Source organism: Streptomyces sp. NPDC013157 (genome assembly GCF_042899865.1).
Taxonomy (GTDB): Bacteria; Actinomycetota; Actinomycetes; order Streptomycetales; family Streptomycetaceae; genus Streptomyces.
This window is the reverse complement of record NZ_JBIBAK010000019.1, coordinates 230,663-247,626: the sequence shown is the minus strand read 5'-3', so window position 1 is coordinate 247,626 and position 16,964 is coordinate 230,663. Positions and strand designations below refer to the sequence as shown.

13 protein-coding genes are annotated in these 16,964 nt (G+C 70.7%); 8 read left to right on the top strand and 5 right to left on the bottom strand.

The features are described 5' to 3' along the window. The first annotated feature begins 130 nt into the window (after nucleotides 1–130). A complete protein-coding gene (locus ACFY6U_RS42465) occupies nucleotides 131–1,144 on the top strand; it encodes a DNA-3-methyladenine glycosylase family protein (protein WP_390047097.1) in 1,014 nt (337 codons plus the stop codon). Nucleotides 1,145–1,276: 132 nt separating this feature from the next. Here ACFY6U_RS42465 and ACFY6U_RS42460 read toward each other — a convergent pair whose 3' ends face one another. Next, nucleotides 1,277–2,359 (bottom strand): sugar phosphate nucleotidyltransferase, encoded by a 1,083-nt coding sequence (locus ACFY6U_RS42460; RefSeq protein WP_390047095.1) that lies wholly within the window; start codon nucleotides 2,357–2,359, stop codon nucleotides 1,277–1,279. A 161-nt stretch (nucleotides 2,360–2,520) separates the two neighbouring features. After that, a complete protein-coding gene (locus ACFY6U_RS42455) occupies nucleotides 2,521–3,864 on the bottom strand; it encodes a peptidoglycan recognition protein (RefSeq protein ID WP_390047093.1) in 1,344 nt (447 codons plus the stop codon). A 111-nt stretch (nucleotides 3,865–3,975) separates the two neighbouring features. On the opposite strand from ACFY6U_RS42455, the gene ACFY6U_RS42450 reads away from it, so the two are divergent. The 5 genes from ACFY6U_RS42450 to ACFY6U_RS42430 all read left to right on the top strand — a co-directional run bounded on the left by ACFY6U_RS42450 (nucleotide 3,976) and on the right by ACFY6U_RS42430 (nucleotide 11,593). Continuing rightward, nucleotides 3,976–4,731, top strand: a complete 756-nt coding sequence (locus ACFY6U_RS42450) for a TIGR03089 family protein (RefSeq protein WP_351497652.1) — start codon at nucleotides 3,976–3,978, stop codon at nucleotides 4,729–4,731. A 208-nt stretch (nucleotides 4,732–4,939) separates the two neighbouring features. Next, a complete protein-coding gene (locus ACFY6U_RS42445) occupies nucleotides 4,940–6,064 on the top strand; it encodes an LCP family protein (protein WP_390047091.1) in 1,125 nt (374 codons plus the stop codon). Nucleotides 6,065–6,305: 241 nt separating this feature from the next. Next, the gene (locus ACFY6U_RS42440) at nucleotides 6,306–8,021 is read left to right on the top strand and encodes an LCP family protein (RefSeq protein ID WP_390047089.1); all 1,716 of its coding nucleotides are present in this window, start codon (nucleotides 6,306–6,308) and stop codon (nucleotides 8,019–8,021) included. Between the two features lie 230 nt (nucleotides 8,022–8,251). After that, nucleotides 8,252–9,862, top strand: coding sequence for an LCP family protein (locus ACFY6U_RS42435; protein WP_390047087.1), 1,611 nt, complete (start codon nucleotides 8,252–8,254; stop codon nucleotides 9,860–9,862). 183 nt (nucleotides 9,863–10,045) lie between these two features. Further along, nucleotides 10,046–11,593: an LCP family protein gene (locus tag ACFY6U_RS42430; protein WP_390047147.1), complete on the top strand. Its 1,548-nt coding sequence runs from the start codon at nucleotides 10,046–10,048 to the stop codon at nucleotides 11,591–11,593. An 18-nt stretch (nucleotides 11,594–11,611) separates the two neighbouring features. On the opposite strand, the gene ACFY6U_RS42425 is transcribed toward ACFY6U_RS42430, so the two are convergent. After that, a complete protein-coding gene (locus ACFY6U_RS42425) occupies nucleotides 11,612–12,646 on the bottom strand; it encodes a glycosyltransferase family 2 protein (RefSeq protein WP_390047085.1) in 1,035 nt (344 codons plus the stop codon). A 249-nt stretch (nucleotides 12,647–12,895) separates the two neighbouring features. Here ACFY6U_RS42425 and ACFY6U_RS42420 point away from each other — a divergent pair, with 249 nt between their 5' ends. Then, nucleotides 12,896–14,293 carry an LCP family protein gene (locus tag ACFY6U_RS42420; RefSeq protein WP_390047083.1) on the top strand — a complete coding sequence of 466 codons (1,398 nt, stop codon included), beginning with the start codon at nucleotides 12,896–12,898 and terminating at the stop codon, nucleotides 14,291–14,293. Nucleotides 14,294–14,441: 148 nt separating this feature from the next. Here ACFY6U_RS42420 and ACFY6U_RS42415 read toward each other — a convergent pair whose 3' ends face one another. Beyond that, nucleotides 14,442–14,990: an acyl-CoA thioesterase gene (locus ACFY6U_RS42415; protein ID WP_390047081.1), complete on the bottom strand. Its 549-nt coding sequence runs from the start codon at nucleotides 14,988–14,990 to the stop codon at nucleotides 14,442–14,444. Nucleotides 14,991–15,109: 119 nt separating this feature from the next. On the opposite strand from ACFY6U_RS42415, the gene ACFY6U_RS42410 reads away from it, so the two are divergent. After that, complete coding sequence (locus tag ACFY6U_RS42410) at nucleotides 15,110–16,408, top strand: LCP family protein (protein WP_390047079.1); 1,299 nt, start codon at nucleotides 15,110–15,112, stop codon at nucleotides 16,406–16,408. Between the two features lie 88 nt (nucleotides 16,409–16,496). Here ACFY6U_RS42410 and ACFY6U_RS42405 read toward each other — a convergent pair whose 3' ends face one another. Continuing rightward, nucleotides 16,497–16,862: a four-helix bundle copper-binding protein gene (locus ACFY6U_RS42405; RefSeq protein ID WP_390047077.1), complete on the bottom strand. Its 366-nt coding sequence runs from the start codon at nucleotides 16,860–16,862 to the stop codon at nucleotides 16,497–16,499. Nucleotides 16,863–16,964 lie beyond the last annotated feature (102 nt).

The following is a 16,964-nucleotide window of genomic DNA, read 5'->3' as shown; positions in this document are numbered from 1 at the left end:
GGTCCGGGGTGCACCGGCGCATCGGCGAGTGCGGGTTGTGGGGGTCGATCGCGCAGTTCCTCCCCCAGCCTTCGGCCGGGGGTACCCCCAGCGCCCCTTTCAGGGGCGCTTGAGGCCTAGGATTCTTTGGATGGCTGGTCGGTTTGCTCCCAAGCCCACGCGTACGACTGTGCGGGGTGGGCAGGTCGTCGTGCCTGCCCGCGGTTTCCCGAAGCAGGCTGTCGCGCCGGGGCGGGTGCGGGTCTGGAAGCCCGACGGAGTCCTTGATCTGGGGCTCGTGCTGGGGCCGCTGCGGCGGGGGCCCGGGGATCCGACCTTCAGGGCCACCCGTGACGGGTCCGTGTGGCGGGCCAGCCTCACCCCTGCCGGCCCCGGGACGCTGCGGGTCGCCGTGTACGGCGGTGAGGTGCGCGGGGAGGCCTGGGGGCCGGGGGCCGAGTGGCTGCTGGCGCAGTTGCCGGAGATGCTCGGTTCCGCCGATGACCCGTCCCTGTTCGTGCCCCGGCACCGGGTCGTGGCGGCGGCCCGGCATCGGCGTCCGGGGCTGCGGCTGACGCGGACCGGGCTGGTGCTGGAGTCGTTGATTCCGTCGGTCCTGGAGCAGAAGGTCACCACCGACGAGGCGTACCGGGCCTGGCGGTTGCTGGTGCGCAGGTTCGGGGAGCGTGCGCCGGGTCCGGCGGGGGCGGGCGAACGGCCGATGTGGGTGATGCCGGCGCCACGTACGTGGGCGCTGATTCCTTCCTGGGAGTGGCACAAGGCCGGGGTCGACGACAAGCGGGCCTCGACGATCCTGCGGGCGGTGCGGGTCGCCGCGCGGCTGGAGCAGGCCGTGGGGATGGCGGCGGAGGCGGCGCAGGCGCGGCTGGAGGTGGTGCCGGGGGTGGGGCCGTGGACGTCGGCGGAGACCGTGCAGCGCAGTCATGGGGCGGCGGATGCGGTGACGGTCGGGGACCTGCACCTGCCGGGGATCGTCGGGTTCGCGCTGGCCGGGGACCGGCATGCCGACGACGAGGTGATGCTGCGGCTGCTGGAGCCCTATGCGGGGCAGCGGCATCGGGCGGCCCGGTTGATTCTGCTGAGTGGGCATACGCCGGCGAGGAGAGCGCCGCGGATGACGCGGGGCGACATCGGCCGGTTGTGAGGTGCGGGTCTGTGGGGGCGGGGTGGGGCGCTCACCGGCGCTTGCAGGGTGCCTCCCCCGGCCGAAGGCTGGGGGAGGCACTGCGCGATCAGCCCCCACGCACCCGCGGTCAAAAAGTCGCCCGCACCACCCCTACCGGTCGGAAGAGAACCGCACCGCGCCCGCCGGGATCGTCGCGTCGCACCACACCCTCGCGCCGTCCCGCAGTTCGTTGTCGGCACCGATGACCGCGCCGTCGCCGATCACCGTGCCGGTGAGGATCGAGCGTTCGCCGACGCGGGCGCGGTTGCCGATGAGGGAGTCGGTGATGACGGCGCCGGGTTCGATCACGGCGCCCGGGAGGATCGTCGAGCCGAAGACCCTCACGCCCTCCGCCACGGACGCGCCCTCGCCCACCACCGTGCCGCCCGTCAGCTTCGCGTCCGCCGCGACCCGGGCCGTGGGGAGGATCAGGCGGTCGCCGCAGCGGCCGGGGACCGCCGGGGACGGAGCCCGGCCGAGGACGAGGTCCGCCGAGCCGCGCACGAAGGCCGCGGGCGTGCCGAGGTCGAGCCAGTACGTGGAGTCGACCATGCCCTGGAGGTGGGCACCGGCCGCCAGGAGCTCCGGGAAGGTCTCCCGCTCCACCGACACCGGGCGGCCCGCCGGGATCGTGTCGATGACCGAGCGGCGGAAGACGTACGCCCCCGCGTTGATCTGGTCGGTGACGATCTCCTCCGGCGTCTGCGGCTTCTCCAGGAAGGCGAGGACCCTGCCCGTCCCGTCGGTGGGGACGAGGCCGTACGCGCGCGGGTCCGTCACCTTCGTGAGGTGGAGGGAGACGTCCGCGGACGTCGACTCGTGCGTGGCCACCAGGGCGCGGATGTCCAGGCCGGTCAGGATGTCGCCGTTGAAGATCAGGACCGGGTCGTCGGGGCCGGAGTGGAGGCGGGCGGCCACGTTGCGGATCGCGCCGCCGGTGCCGAGGGGCTCCTCCTCGGTGACGTACTCGATGTGCAGGCCGAGTGCCGCGCCGTCGCCGAAGTACGGTTCGAAGACCTCCGCCAGGTAGCTCGTCGCGAGGACGATGTGCTCCACACCCGCCGCTCTGGCTCTGGCCAGCTGGTGCGTCAGGAACGGCACGCCGGCCGCCGGGACCATCGGCTTGGGCGTGTGGACCGTGAGCGGGCGCAGCCGGGTGCCTTTGCCGCCGACCAGGAGGATCGCTTCTGTCACCTGTCGTCTCTGCTTCCTGCCGGGACCGGCCGAACTCTCTGTCGGCCGGCCAGTGTATGCAGACCGTGCGACGGCGCCCTCGACGGCCGCGCGGTGCCACGCGGCATGGGTGTGCGGTTTCCCCCGACTGCCCCCGACGGCGTTGAACGCCGGCCCCGTACTCAGCGCCCCTGAAGGTGCGCGGAGCTGGTCCGGGCCGAGCCGAGCTTGGCGTAGAGCTTGGCGCCTGGGCATTCGGTGGCGTACCCGTCCCTGTGGCCGGAGATCACGTTCAGTCGTACGTTCTTCCCCTTTGGGTAGAGATTGCCACCCCCGGACTTCAGATATGTCTTTCCCTTCGGATTGGCCCCGAAGAGCCCGAGTTTCCACGCGGTGAGCTTGGCGAGGGCGGTCACGGCGGCCGCGGGCGGCTTGTGCGAGCCGTATCTGCCGATCACCGCGATGCCCATGCTGTTGTTGTTGAACCCGAGGGTGTGGGCGCCCCTGACGGCCTTCGCCGCTCCCCCGGCGCGGCCCTCGTAGATGGTTCCGCACTTGTCGACGAGGAAGTTGTAACCGATGTCCCGCCAGCCCATGCTCACGACGTGGTAGCGGTAGATACCGCGGATGACGGACGGGGCCTCGGAGCAGCGGTAGTTGTTGCCGGAGTCGGTGTGATGGACGAAGGCCGCCTTGATTTTCCCCGTGTAGACGAACCCCTTCTCGCGCAGCGACTCGTCGGCGCCCCAGCCGCGGCGGGTGACGATCCTCGGGCGCGGCCCGATGTACGGCTTCGCGAGCGAAGCGCCGGCGCCGCCCAGCTCCCGGAGTTCGCGTTCGGTGTCCTCCCGGCTCAGCGCGGGGATCTCGGTGGCGGCGAAGGACACCAGGTCGGCGTTGACCGAGGCCGCCGCGTCGGCCTCGGTGTCGGTGCGCGGGCTGTCACCGGGCGGGCCCTCGGACGGAGCCTCGTCGCCGGGGTCGACGAGTTCGAGGCGCAGGCCGGCCGGGAGCAGGTCGCGTCCGACGCCGGGGCCGGGGCCGGCTTTGGTGCGCACGCGTACGTCGACTCCGTCCGAATCGCCCACCCACAGGGGCGCGGTGGCGCCGCGCACCCGGCCGGAGGCGGCCTCCGCCGTGCCCGGGTCGGCGCCGTGGTCGGCGTTGTGCGTGTCGATGTCCTGCCAGCCCGACCAGCGGCCGGTGGCGGCGGACCGGGTGCGCACCCGGACCTGGCCGAGCAGTTCGGTTCCGGGCTTGTCCCAGATGACACCGACGAGTGAGAAGTGCCGTACGTCGGTGCTGAACGCGCCCTGTTCGGCGGCCTGGCCGAGGACGCGCTCGCGGGTGCGGGGGGTGAGGGGCAGCGACTGGGTGCTGCCGGAGAGGGCCGTCGTGGCCCGGTCCGCGGGTGCGGCGGCCGCGGACGGCATGTTCAGCACGGCCGGCAGGAGGGTGAGGGCCGCCGCGCAGGTGACGCCGGTCGAGCAAGTCGGGAATCCACGCATGCCCCCGATCTTGAACATAGTCAGACAAACTTGCCCATTGGGGAATTGACGGTCCGTCGGGGCCCGCTACGCCGAACCGGTGGCCCCGCCGGCCGGTGCGGGCGCCGGACGCGGCGTACTCTTGCGCGGGTGAACGCCACCGATCGCACCCCTGCCGACCTGCTGCGTTCCGCGCTCGCCGCGGATCCCGGACGCCCCCTGGTGACCTTCTACGACGACGCGACGGGCGAGCGCGTCGAATTGTCCGTGGCCACCTTCGCCAATTGGGTGGCGAAGACGGCGAATCTGTTGCAGACCGATCTCGCGGCGGGGCCCGGCGACCGGGTCGCTCTGCTGCTGCCGGCGCACTGGCAGACGGCGGTGTGGTTGCTGGCCTGTTCGTCGGTGGGCGCGGTCGCCGACGTGGCCGGGGAGCCGGCGGCGGCCGACGTGGTCGTCAGCGGGCCGGACTCGCTGGAGGCGGCGCGGGCGTGCCGGGGGGAGCGGGTCGCTCTCGCGCTGCGGCCGCTGGGTGGGCGGTTCCCACAGGCGCCGGAGGGGTTCGTCGACTATGCCGTGGAGGTGCCGAGCCAGGGGGACCGGTTCGTGCCGTTCTCGCCCGTGGATCCGGAGGAGCCCGCGCTGATCGTCGCGGGGGCGGAGATGAGTGGCGCCGAGGTCGTGGAGCGGGCGCTCGGGGATGCGGCGGGGCTGGACCTGACCGGGCCGGGGTCGCGGTTGCTGTCGGGACTGGGGTACGACACGTGGGAGGGGCTGAGCGCGGGGTTGTACGCGCCGCTCGCGGTCGGGGGGTCGGTGGTGTTGTGCCGGCACCTGGATGAGCTGGGTGAGGAAGGGATCGCGAAGCGGATCGAGAGTGAGCGGGTTACGGCTTCCGCTCGCTGAGGTCGTTTCCGGGTGCGGCTGGGTGGGGGCTGGTCGCGCAGTTCCCCGCGCCCCCAAGAAGGTGGGACCAGGCACCCGCGTCACCAGCCGACCGCCCCCCGACAAGACCAGGCGCCCGCGTCAGCAGACGGCGCCCCCAGGCGGGACCGCTCACCCGCGTGGACCAGTTACCCCGCCCTCGCGTCTCGTGCCGAGGCACTGTTGAGGAGTGACCGACGTCGTAGGGGCATCCGCCACCGGGTACGGGCTTGCCCGGCGGCGGCGTCGGCGTTGGGTACGGGGGGCGGCGCTCGGGGTCGGGGTGGTGCTCGTCGGGGCCGTCGGCGGCGGCTGGGCCCTGTACGCCAAGCTCAGTCACAACATCACCGCCGACGAGGCGGCCGAGGCCGAGCTCGCCCGGTACGAGCGGGAGCGGCCCACCGCGCTGGTGCGGGGCGCGCAGAACATCCTCCTCATCGGGTCGGACACCCGCGCCGGGAACGGCAACCGCCGCTACGGCAAGGACTCGGGCACCGAACGCTCCGACACCACCATCCTGCTCCATCTCGCCCGCGACCGACGCAGCGCCACCGCCGTCTCGCTGCCCCGGGACCTGATGGTGCACGTGCCCGAGTGCCTGCGCGACGACGGGCGGCGCAGCGACCCCTCGTTCACGCTGTTCAACTCGGCCTTCGAGGTGGGGGGTTCGGCCTGCACCATCCGTACCGTCGAGAAGCTCACGGACATCCGGATCGACCATCACGTCGTCGTCGACTTCAGCGGGTTCAAGGACATGGTCGACGCGATCGACGGGGTGCAGGTGTGCCTGAAGAGGCCGATCGACGACAAGGCGGCGAAGCTGCGGCTGCCCGCCGGGCGGGTCACCCTCGACGGGGAGCAGGCGCTGGGGTACGTACGGGTGCGCAAGTCGCTCGGGGACGGCAGTGACACCGGCCGGATGGACCGCCAGCAGCAGTTTCTGGCGGCGCTCGTCAACAAGGTGCAGAGCAGTGACGTACTGCTGAACCCGGCGAAGCTCTACCCGCTGCTGGACGCGGCGACCTCCGCGCTCACCACCGATCCGGAGCTCGCCAGTCTGCGGGGTCTGTACCAGCTGGTCCGCGGGCTGCGGGACATCCCCACCGACCAGGTGCAGTTCCTCACCGTGCCGCGGGAGCCGTATGTGTACGACTCCAACCGGGACCAGCTGGTGGCGGGCAGGGCGGACGCGCTGTTCGCGCTGTTGCGGGCCGACCGGCCGGTGAAGGTCGCCAAGAAGAGCTCTTCCTCCGCCGGGGACTCCTCGGCGTCCGCGTTTCGCGGTAACACCGCCGCCGAGGACAGTTGCGAGTAAAGCACGCGCCAAGGCGGCGAACTTCCGTGCCGTTCGTTGTCAGTTAAATGAGAGGATTGCCCGGTTGTAGGGAGGACGAATTTGTCACTGGCGTCACTCGACGCTGAACTGGGCGGATAGTGTGAGCGCTCCGGTGCACCCGGCCGCGAGGTCCGTCCTGGGGTCGCGCACCGCGAAACGTGACCGAGCGCCTTGGTGGGGGGAAGGCGCCGCGTGGCCCCGACGGAGGATTCGGACAACCGTGGACGCGCAAGGCCGTGGGCGGGCGGACAACATCGATCCCGCAGACCAGTGGGTGCTCAATCCGAACACCGGTGAATACGAACTGCGACTGACGCCTTCCGCACCGCAGTCGCCGGTACCCGGACCGCGCAGACCGGCCTCGCCGGGCACCGGCGCGGGCGCTACCCGGGAGACCGCGACCCCGGAGATTCCGGGGCAGCGCAGACGGCGCGCCGAGCCCGAGCCGCCGACCGGGCGCCGTTCGCGGCGGCAGCCGGTGAAGAAGAAGTCGAAGGCCAAGAAGGTCCTGTTGTGGACCGGCGGCACGATGGCCTTCGTGCTGGTCGCCGCCTCGGCCGCCGGCTACCTCTACATCAAGCACCTCAACGACAACATCACGTCCGTCTCCGACGACGGCGCGAGCACCGGTGGCTTCAGCAAGGACAAGGCCATCAACCTGCTGATCATCGGCACCGACAAGCGGACGGGCTCGGGCAACGAGGGCTACGGCGACGCCGGCAGCGTCGGGCACGCCGACACCACGATCCTGCTGCACATCTCCAAGGACCGCTCGAACGCCACCGCGCTGAGCATCCCGCGTGACCTCATCGTCGACGTGCCCGACTGCCAGACGGAGCAGTCGGACGGGAGCGAGAAGGTCATCGCGGGCACCGAGAGCGTCCGGTTCAACACCAGCCTCGGCCAGGACGGCCGTACCGCCAGCTGCACCGTGCGCACGGTGACCGAGCTGACCGGGATCCAGGCCGACAACTTCATGGTGGCCGACTTCAACGCGGTCAAGACGCTGACCGACGCGGTCGGCGGCGTCGAGGTCTGCCTGGGCAAGGACATCGACGACAAGCAGTCGCACCTGAAGCTGTCCAAGGGCACCCACAAGATCTCCGGCGAGACCGCGCTGGCGTTCGTGCGCACCCGGCACTCGGTCGGCTTCGGCGGCGACCTGAGCCGGATCCAGCTCCAGCAGCAGTTCCTGAGCGCCCTGATGCGCAAGCTCAGCTCCAACTCGACGCTCACCAGCCCGACCAAGCTGCTGAAGCTGGCCGAGGTCGGCACCAAGGCGCTCACCGTCGACTCCCAGCTGGACAGCATCGGCAAGCTGAAGGACCTCGGTCTGGAGCTCGGCAAGCTCAACCCGAAGAACCTGACCTTCACCACCATCCCGGTGCTGGACAACCCGGCGGAGAAGGTGAAGGCGACCGTCGTGCTCAACGAGACAAAGGCCCCCGCCGTCTTCCAGGCGATCAAGGACGACGTCTCCTTCACGGCCGTCAAGAAGAAGCAGGCACAGGCCAGCAAGGACGCGGCCGCCGCCCGGCTGGAGGGCAGCAAGTCCGCGGCCGCCGAGGTGCGGGTGCGGATCCTCAACGGCGGGGCCCCGGCCGGCAGCGCCCAGGAGACCCTCAGCTGGCTGCAGAACCAGGAGGGCGTCCTCAAGTCCGAGAACGCCGGCAACGCGGACGCCGAACTCAGCAAGACCACCCTGGAGTACGCGCCCGACCAGGCCGCTCAGGCGCGTGAACTGGCCAGTCTCATGGGGCTGTCCGGCTCCGCGATGAAGCCCGGCAAGAGCGTGATCAACTCCCAGGGCCTGCCCGCGATCACCCTGACGCTGGGCAAGGACTTCCAGGGGGCGGGAGTCTCCCTCACCACTCCGACAAAGGCGCCGGACGTGGACAGCAAGACGACGGCGGACAAGGTGACCTGCGCCAAGTAGGGCTTCGCGACGAAGAGTTACGTCACACCACCGCCAAGTAACAGCGAATAAGCAGGTAACCCTATGGGTCCGTCGCGCGTCTAACCGGGCGCGGGGCGGACCCGTGTGGTCCGTGTGGCGTCCGACGGGGGGCGTGGCGGCGGGCCTGTGCGCGCAGGGCGCAGGGTGGGGAGGGCAGGGAGTTGACGCAGAGCGATGTGCGGGGGGAGGTGCCTGCGGTCGAGGACACGATGTCCCTCGCACCGAAGGCACGCAAGGCACCGACGGCGCCCGGCGCGCCCGGCGGCACCGGCGGCGGGCGTCGCACGGGCAGCTCGCACGGCGGCCGGGGGAAGCGCGGCCGGCGGGTGCTGCGCTGGTCGGCGACCGTGCTGTCGGTGGTGATCCTCGGTACGGCCGGAGCCGGTTACCTCTACTACCAGCACCTGAACGGCAACATCCAGAAGGGCCGGCGCGACATCGGCGACGCCAAGGCGCGCAAGACCGCGGCCAACGCGGCCGGCCAGACGCCGCTGAACATCCTGCTGATCGGCTCCGACAGCCGTAACTCCGACGAGAACGTGAAGCTCGGCGGCGCCAAGTACGACCGGGGCAGCCCGCCGCTCGGCGACGTGCAGATGCTGATCCACCTGTCGGCGGACCGGAAGAGCGCGGCGATGGTGAGCATCCCCCGGGACACCCGCGTCGACATACCCAAGTGCACGGACCCGAAGACCGGCAAGGTGTACCCGGCGACCAACACCATCATCAACGAGTCGCTGGCCCGCGGCGGCGCCGGCTGCACGCTGGCCACCTGGGAGAACCTCACCGGGGTCTACATCGACCACTGGATCACCATCGACTTCTCGGGCGTGGTGAACATGGCGGACGCCATCGGCGGGGTCGACGTCTGCGTGAAGCAGAACGTGTGGGACCGGCCGACGGCCGCGGTGCCCGGCGGCTCCGGGCTGAAGATGACGGCCGGCACGCACAAGGTGAAGGGTGAGAAGGCCCTGCAGTGGCTGCGCACCCGGCACGCCTGGGGCAGTGACCCACTGCGGGCCAAGGCCCAGCACATGTACCTCAACTCGATGATCCGCACGTTGAAGGGGCAGAACGTCTTCACCGACACCGGCAGGCTGATGGACCTCGCCGAGGCGGCGACCAAGTCGCTGACGGTCTCCGAGGAGATCGGCACCCCGAAGAAGCTCTACGACCTGGGCATGCAGCTCAAGTCGGTGCCGACGGACCGCATCACCTCGCTCACGATGCCGAACGTCCAGGACCCGCAGAACAAGGACCACCTCGTGCCGGACGGCACCAACGCCGCCAAGATGTGGCAGATGCTCCGCGACGACGTGGCGTTCGACAAGAACGGCAGCGCCAAGGAGAGCAAGAAGAAGACCACGGCGAGTGCCGAGCCGGCCAAGGAGCCGTCCGTCTCCGCGGGCAGCCTCGGCGTGCTGGTGCGCAACGCCACCGGTACCGCCACCGAGGCCGCGGTCGGCGGCCGGGCTCGGACGCTCGCCCAGGAGCTTGCCGCCAAGGGCTACACCAGAGCGGCGGCGGACACCTCGGGGGCCGCGGCGTCGGTGGAGAAGACGGTCGTGCAGTACCCGAGCGCGGACCTGGAGGGCGACGCCCAGGCGGTCGCCAAGGCCATGGGCATCCCGACGAGCCAGGTCCAGCAGACCACCGATGTGTCAGGGGTCACGCTCGTCGTCGGCTCCGACTGGCGGGACGGGACGGCATACCCGAAGCAGTCCGCGCCGAAGGCCGGTGACCTGCCGGAGAACGCCGACGCGATCAACGGTTCGGACACCAAGCAGTGCATGGACGTGTACGCGCCCTATCGCTGGTAGCGGGAGCACACAGGTCCGCACAGGTAGCCACAGCTGACTCCTAAACCGCTGCATGACACTGCCGCCGTGCCCAGGTGCCCGGGAGTTCCGGGCGCGGTGGCAGGTGCGAGCGGGAGGGCGGGCAACGTGGTGCGCAGCAGTGTGCGGGGGGAGGTGTCCGACGTGGTCTCGGTCGAGGACACCATGTCTCTCACGCCCCAGGACGGTGGCGGCCGGCAGAACAGACGCGGCGCGGACGGTGACCGCAGACGCCGCAGACGCCGGATCGTACGCTGGTCCGCCTCGGTCCTGGCGCTGGCCATGGCCGGCACCGCCACCGCCGGGTACCTGTACTACGAGCACCTCAACGGCAACATCAAGAAGGAGTCCCTGAACATCGGGGACTCCAAGGACCGCGCCACGAAGACCAAGGCGAACGCGGCCGGCCAGACCCCGCTGAACATCCTGCTGATCGGCTCCGACGCCCGGGACACCGCCGAGAACGTGAAGCTGGGCGGCGCCAGGGACATCGGCACCGCCGCCCGCGCCGACGTCCAGATGCTGCTGCACGTGTCGGCCGACCGCACCAACATGTCGGTGGTGTCCATGCCCCGCGACACACTGGTGTCCATCCCCACGTGCACCGACGCCAAGACCGGCAAGGTGTACGCGGCCACCGCCGACACGATGACCAACGCCTCGCTGGAACGCGGCGGCCCCGGCTGCACGGTGGCCACCTGGGAGAAGCTCACCGACATCCACATCGACCACTTCATGATGGTCGACTTCTCGGGCGTGGTGTCCATGGCGGACGCGATCGGCGGGGTGCCGGTGTGCGTGGACGCCAACATCTACTCGCACACCTCCACCGGCCACGGCTCCGGCCTGAAGCTGAAGAAGGGCACCACCTCCGTCAAGGGCAAGCAGGCCCTGCAGTGGCTGCGCACCCGCTACGGCTTCGAGGACGGCAGCGACATAGCCCGGACCAAGGCCCAGCACATGTACATGAACTCGATGGTCCGCCAGCTGCGCTCCAACGCCACCCTCAGCAACCCCGACAAGCTGCTGGGGCTCGCCGAGACGGCCACGAAGGCGCTCACGGTCGACACCGGCCTCGGCTCGGTCACCAAGCTCTACGACCTGAGCAAGGAGCTGAAGAAGGTCCCCACGAACCGCATCACCATGACGACGATGCCGTTCGTGTACTCCTCCGACGGCAACCGCGTCCTGCCCAGGCCCACCGACGCGGCCAAGCTGTGGCGGCTGGTCCGCGAGGACGTCGCGCTGGACGGCAAGGACGATAAGAAGACGACGACGGCCACGACGAAGGTCACCGACAAGGCCGCGGCCGACGACAGGATCGCCGTACAGGTGCAGAACGGCACGAAGAGCAGCACCGAGTCCGCCGTCACCGGCCGGGCCGCCGCCGTCACCGCACTGCTCGTCGGCAAGGGCTTCGCCAAGGCGGCCGCCGACACCTCGGCGCTGCTGAGCGAGGACGAGACGCTGGTGCGCTATCCGAGCGCGGACCTGGCGGGCGACGCCCAGCGGGTCGCGAAGGTCCTGGGCATCCCCACCGACCAGGTGAAGAAGTCCGCCGACGTCGACGGCGTCACCCTGGTCGTCGGTGCCGACTGGCGCTCGGGCACCGAGTACACCGCCGACGACGACACCACCCCGGCGTCGGCGAACGCCCTCAACGCCTCGGACACCAAGGCGTGCATGCACGTCGACCCGGACTACACCTGGTGACGCCCGAGGGGCCGGTGCTCAGTTCGAGGACGGGCTGAGCACCGCGGGGCGACGGGACGCGATGACCCGCTTCGCCAGCGACCTGGGGCTGGTCAGGAAGCCGTACCCCCACGACATGTGCATGGTGGCGAGGGCGACGGGGACCTGCAGACGCGCCTTCAGCGGCAGCCCCTTGCCGGCCGGGAGCGACCCGGCGACGATCGCCGCGAGGTAGCCGCCCGGGACCACGAAGGCGAACGGGGTGACCAGCGCCCCGACGACGACCCCCGCGGCTATCGCGCACAGCGCCGTCGGCGGGGCGAGGTAGCGCAGGTTGATGGAGCCCTCGTGGTAGCGGGCGACGACGTGCCGCCAACGGCCGTAGTCCTTGTACTGCTTGGCGAGCGCCTTCACGCTCGGCCGCGGCCGGTACGACACCTTCAGCTCCGGCGAGAACCAGATCAGGCCGCCGGCCTCGCGGATCCGGAAGTTCAGCTCCCAGTCCTGGGCGCGGATGAACTCCTCGTTGTAGCCGCCCTGTTGCTCCAGCGCCTCGCGCCGGAAGACACCGAGGTAGACCGTCTCGGCGGGCCCGGCCTCACCGCCGGTGTGGAAGGCGGCGTTCCCGACGCCGATCTTCGAGGTCATGGCCGCCGCGACCGCCTGCTCCCAGGCGTTCTCGCCCTCGGCGTGCATGATGCCGCCGACGTTCTGCGCGCCGGTCTCCTCCAGGAGGCGGACGGCGGTCGCAATGTAGTTCGGGGAGAGCATGCCGTGGCCGTCGACGCGGACCACGATCGGGTGCCGGGAGGCCTTGATCGCGGCGTTCAGCGCGGCCGGGGTGCGCCCGGTCGGGTTCGGGACGGTGTGCACGCGGGGGTCTTCGGCCACGAGCTCGGCGGCGATCTCGTCCGTGCGGTCCTTGGACGGACCGAGGGCGATGACGACCTCCAGCTCGCCGGCGTACTCCTGCGCGAGGATCGCTTGGACGGCCCCGCGCAGGTGCCGCTCCTCGTCGAGGACGGGCATGATCACAGAAACTGCGGGGTGCCGCACGTCGGGCTTGGCGTTCATAGGACGCTCACGTTACCGCGAACGGGGGACACCGGTGCGCGCCGCATCGACGGTGCCGCGGGCTGAAGGTCGTATCGGCCTACCGTGCTCACGGATCCCACGTACGGCCTCGTCCGGAGGTGTCCTTTGTCCGCCAGCCCGCCCCGGTCCCCCGCCCGGCCCGTCCGGCCGCAGCGCCGACCGCAGCCCACCCGTCAGGCCCCGCGGCCGCCGGTACGACCCAGCAGGCCCCGGCGGCCGCGCTGGGCCATGCGGGCGGTGACCACACTCTCGGTGGTGGTGCTGGCGTCGGCCGGGATCGGGCACTCGGTGATGGCCGGCCTGGACGCGGACATCGCCCGGGTCGACCCCTTCAAGGACATGAAGAACCGTCCCGCCGCCGGCCACGGCATGAACGTGCTGCTGGTCGGCACCGACGGCCGCGACAAGATCACCGAGCGGGAGCGGCGCAAGTACCGGCTGGGCGGGGCGCCCTGCCACTGCACCGACACGATCATGATCGTGCACATCTCGGCGGACCGGGAGCGGGCGACGGTGGTCAGCCTGCCGCGCGACTCGTACGCCGAGGTCCCGGCGCACGTGGACGAGACGACGCACCGCCCGTACCCGGCCCACCCCATCAAGCTGAACGCGGCCTACGCGGAGGGCGGCCCGCAGCTGACCGTCCGCACGGTCGAGGACATGACCCATCTGAAGATCGACCACTACCTGGAGGTCGACTTCATCACGTTCATGCGGACCGTCGACGTGCTCGGCGGGGTCCAGGTCTGCACCGCCCTGCCGATGAAGGACTCCTACACCGGCCTGAACCTCTCCCCCGGCACCCACACCCTGGGCGGCGGACAGGCCCTGCAGTACGTCCGCGCCCGGCACGTCGACGCGGCGAGCGACCTGGGCCGGATGAAGCGCCAGCAGCGGTTCCTGGCCTCGCTGATCGAGCGGGCCACGTCGAGCGGGGTCCTGCTCAACCCGATCCGGTTCCGGGACGTGACGCGGGCGGTGCTGGGGTCGGTACGGGCCGACACGGGCTTCGGCACGGACGAACTGCTGGACCTCGGCCGGGCGATGCGTAACTTCTCCCCGTCCTCGTCCGAGTTCACGACCGTCCCCATCGGGCAGCTGGCGTACCCCGTGAAGGGCATCGGCTCGACGCTGAAGTGGGACCGGGCCGGGTCGGACCGGCTGTTCCGGTCCCTGCGCGACGACAAGCCGCTCGCACCGCCCGCGCCCGCGCATCCGCCCGCGGCCGCGCCGAAGCCGCAGGGGCCGCCGCCGGCGACGGTGGAGGTGGCGCCGGCGACGATCCGGGTCCAGGTGGAGAACGGCACGGCCACGGCGGGGGTGGCGCGGCGGATGGACGCGGCGCTGGCGGCGACCGGCTTCGCGACGAACCACCGGCCGGTGACCGCCGCGCACCGCGACGTGAAGCGGACGGTGGTCTCCTTCGACCCGCGGTGGGACCGCTCGGCCCGGTCCCTGGCGGCGGCACTGCCGGGCAGCGAGCTGAGGGCCGTGCCGGGGCTGGGGCCGGTGCTGCGGGTGACGGTGGGGGCGGACTTCAAGGGGGCGGTGCGGAAGGTGCGGGTGGATACGCCGGCGCCGCAGGGGCAGGCTTCTGTCATCCGGGGGGACGAGAAGGTGTGCTGAGGGCCGTCGGTCGGGTGCGGGTGCGTGGGGGTTGCTCGCGCAGTTCCCCGCGCCCCTGAAAGCAGGGCGCCGTGCAACCCCGTGCTTTCAGGGGCGCGGGGAACTGCGCGACCAGCCACGACGGAGCCGCGGCCGACGACCCACCGCCCTAGTCCACGTACCCTTCCGCCACCCTGCGCTCGCGCAGTTCCCTGATCTCCCGGCGGCGGGCCAGGCGATGGGTCCGCCTGATCTGGGCCTCCTGGTAGCGCCGGCGGTCCCGGTCCGTCTCCGGTAGCACCGGCGGTACCCGGCGCGGCTTGCCGTCCGCGTCGACCGCCGCGAAGACGAGGTAGGCCGAACCGACCTGGGTGGCGGGAGTCGACTCGTTCCAGCGCTCGGCGAGGACCCGCACCCCCACCTCCATCGACGTCCGGCCGGTCCAGTTGACCTGGGCCTTGACGTGGACGAGGTCGCCGACGCGGACCGGCTCCAGGAACACCATCTCGTCCATGGACGCGGTGACGGCAGGACCGCCCGAGTGGCGCCCGGCGACCGCGCCCGCCGCGTCGTCCACGAGCTTCATGATCACACCGCCGTGCACCGTCCCGAGGAGGTTGGTGTCGCCGTGGGTCATGATGTGGCTCAGCGTGGTCCGGGACGCGGACGTCGGCTTGCCGGGTATATCGGATTCCGCCTCGGGGGCCTGGTCTGTCATGGCGCCTACCTTATGCGGAAGCGACAATCGCGGAATTTGTGTCGGCTTCGCAACAGCGGTGCCCTGATTTTCCTACGACCCTTGTAAGAGGCACAGTCGCTGCCTGCACACTGGGGCCCATGAGCGAATGGCCCGAGGGATGGTCGGACGGCAACCGCGGCAACCGATACGGACGCGGTAGTGCAGGCGCGCAGCCTGAGGGCGCCCGCGTGATGCGCCAGGTACGGCGCGGAGAGCCGTCGGCTCCGCCGTACGGCGCCCCGCAGCAGGGCGGCGGCGGTTACGCCGGGGTCCCGCAGCAGCCGTCGTACAACAGCGGGTACGACGACGGTGGCGGGTACGACGGCTACGACAGCGGGTACAACACGGGCCAGGTCTACGGCGGCGGTCCCGGGGGTGGCGAGGGCGGCGGTGTGTACGAGCCCGTCCCGCGTCGCGCACCGAACTGGCGCAAGCGGATCAAGTGGACGGCGATCGTCGTCCTCAGTGTGCTGATCGTCACGTCCGTCGCGACCTACTTCTGGGCCGACTCCAAGCTGCACCGGGACGTCGACCTCTCGAAGGTCATCGACCGTCCCGCGGCGGGCAAGGGCACCAACTACCTGATCGTCGGCTCCGACAGCCGCCAGGGTCTGTCCGACGCGCAGAAGAAGGAACTGCACACGGGTTCGGCCGAGGGCAAGCGCACGGACTCGATGATGATCCTGCACGTCGGCGACAACGGCGACACACTGATCTCGCTGCCCCGTGACTCGGACGTGGAGATCCCGTCGTACCAGGGGTCGACGTCCGGCAAGGTCTACAAGGGCACCGGCCGCCACACGAAGCTGAACGCGGCCTACGCCGAGGACGGCCCGACGCTGCTGGTCCGCACGGTCGAGTACAACACCGGCCTGCACATCGACCACTACGTGGAGATCGGGTTCGCCGGCTTCGCGAACATCGTGGACGCGGTCGGCGGTGTCACGATCGACATCGACAAGGGCTTCAAGGACAAGTACTCGGGCGCGGACTTCAAGGCCGGCAAGCAGACCCTGAACGGCGAGGAGGCCCTGGCCTTCGTCCGTACCCGGCACGCCTTCGCCACGTCCGACCTCCAGCGCACCAAGAACCAGCAGAAGTTCCTGGCCGCCCTGGCCCACCAGGTGGCCACCCCGGGGACGATCCTCAACCCCTTCAAGCTCTACCCCACCCTCGGCGCGGGCCTCGACTCCCTCACCGTCGACAAGGACATGAGCCTGTGGGACCTCGGCTCGATGTTCTTCGCGATGAAGGACGTCAACGGCGGCGACGGCATCTCGATGAACATGCCGATCTCCGGCTCCACGGGCGGCAACCTCGTCTGGGACAAGGCCAAGGTCAAGACCCTGGTGGACGAACTGAAGAACGACGAGAAGGTCACCGTCAGCGGCAACTAGGCCGTACGCCGCAGCGGCGGCGGCCGGCCACGGTCCCGGTCGAGGGCACCCGGTGGGTGCCCTCGACCGGCGTGTGGGGGCCGGGACGTCACATGGGCATCGTCGCCATCGAGCGACACATCTCGGCGCAGCGGCGACACGCCTCCGCGCAGCGCTTCAGCTGCGGGTCGTCGGGCATGGACATACACGCCTCGGCACACATGTCACAGGCTTTGGCGCACATCGCACACATCTCGGGCGAGAGCGGCGAACGCCGCATCATCATGTCGGCGCACATGCGGGTCGCCTCGGAGCAGTCCATGAGCGCGCGCATGATGCGCATGTGGGCCTGGCCGCCCTCCATCGACATGCAGGAGCTCAGGGTCTCCTCGCACATCGTGTGGGTGGCCATGCACATGTTGACGCACTCCTGCATCTGCTTGGACATGGCCGTCATGGGTCCGGTCTGGGTCATGGCTCCTCCAGGTGGGGGCGGGGTCCGGAGCGGTCCCCGTGTGGTTCCCGTCCTAATCCCGACCGTCCAGTAGTGCCATTCGAGGACACGCACGAGAAAGGC

Coding starts and splice junctions, on each gene's coding strand:
- ACFY6U_RS42420 (WP_390047083.1), top strand. CDS start 12,896: ATGCGGGCGGTGACCACACTCTCGGTGGTGGTGCTGGCGTCGGCCGGG.
- ACFY6U_RS42430 (WP_390047147.1), top strand. CDS start 10,046: ATGTCTCTCACGCCCCAGGACGGTGGCGGCCGGCAGAACAGACGCGGC.
- ACFY6U_RS42405 (WP_390047077.1), bottom strand. CDS start 16,862: ATGACCCAGACCGGACCCATGACGGCCATGTCCAAGCAGATGCAGGAG.
- ACFY6U_RS42410 (WP_390047079.1), top strand. CDS start 15,110: ATGAGCGAATGGCCCGAGGGATGGTCGGACGGCAACCGCGGCAACCGA.
- ACFY6U_RS42425 (WP_390047085.1), bottom strand. CDS start 12,646: ATGAACGCCAAGCCCGACGTGCGGCACCCCGCAGTTTCTGTGATCATG.
- ACFY6U_RS42435 (WP_390047087.1), top strand. CDS start 8,252: ATGTCCCTCGCACCGAAGGCACGCAAGGCACCGACGGCGCCCGGCGCG.
- ACFY6U_RS42455 (WP_390047093.1), bottom strand. CDS start 3,864: ATGTTCAAGATCGGGGGCATGCGTGGATTCCCGACTTGCTCGACCGGC.
- ACFY6U_RS42415 (WP_390047081.1), bottom strand. CDS start 14,990: ATGACAGACCAGGCCCCCGAGGCGGAATCCGATATACCCGGCAAGCCG.
- ACFY6U_RS42465 (WP_390047097.1), top strand. CDS start 131: ATGGCTGGTCGGTTTGCTCCCAAGCCCACGCGTACGACTGTGCGGGGT.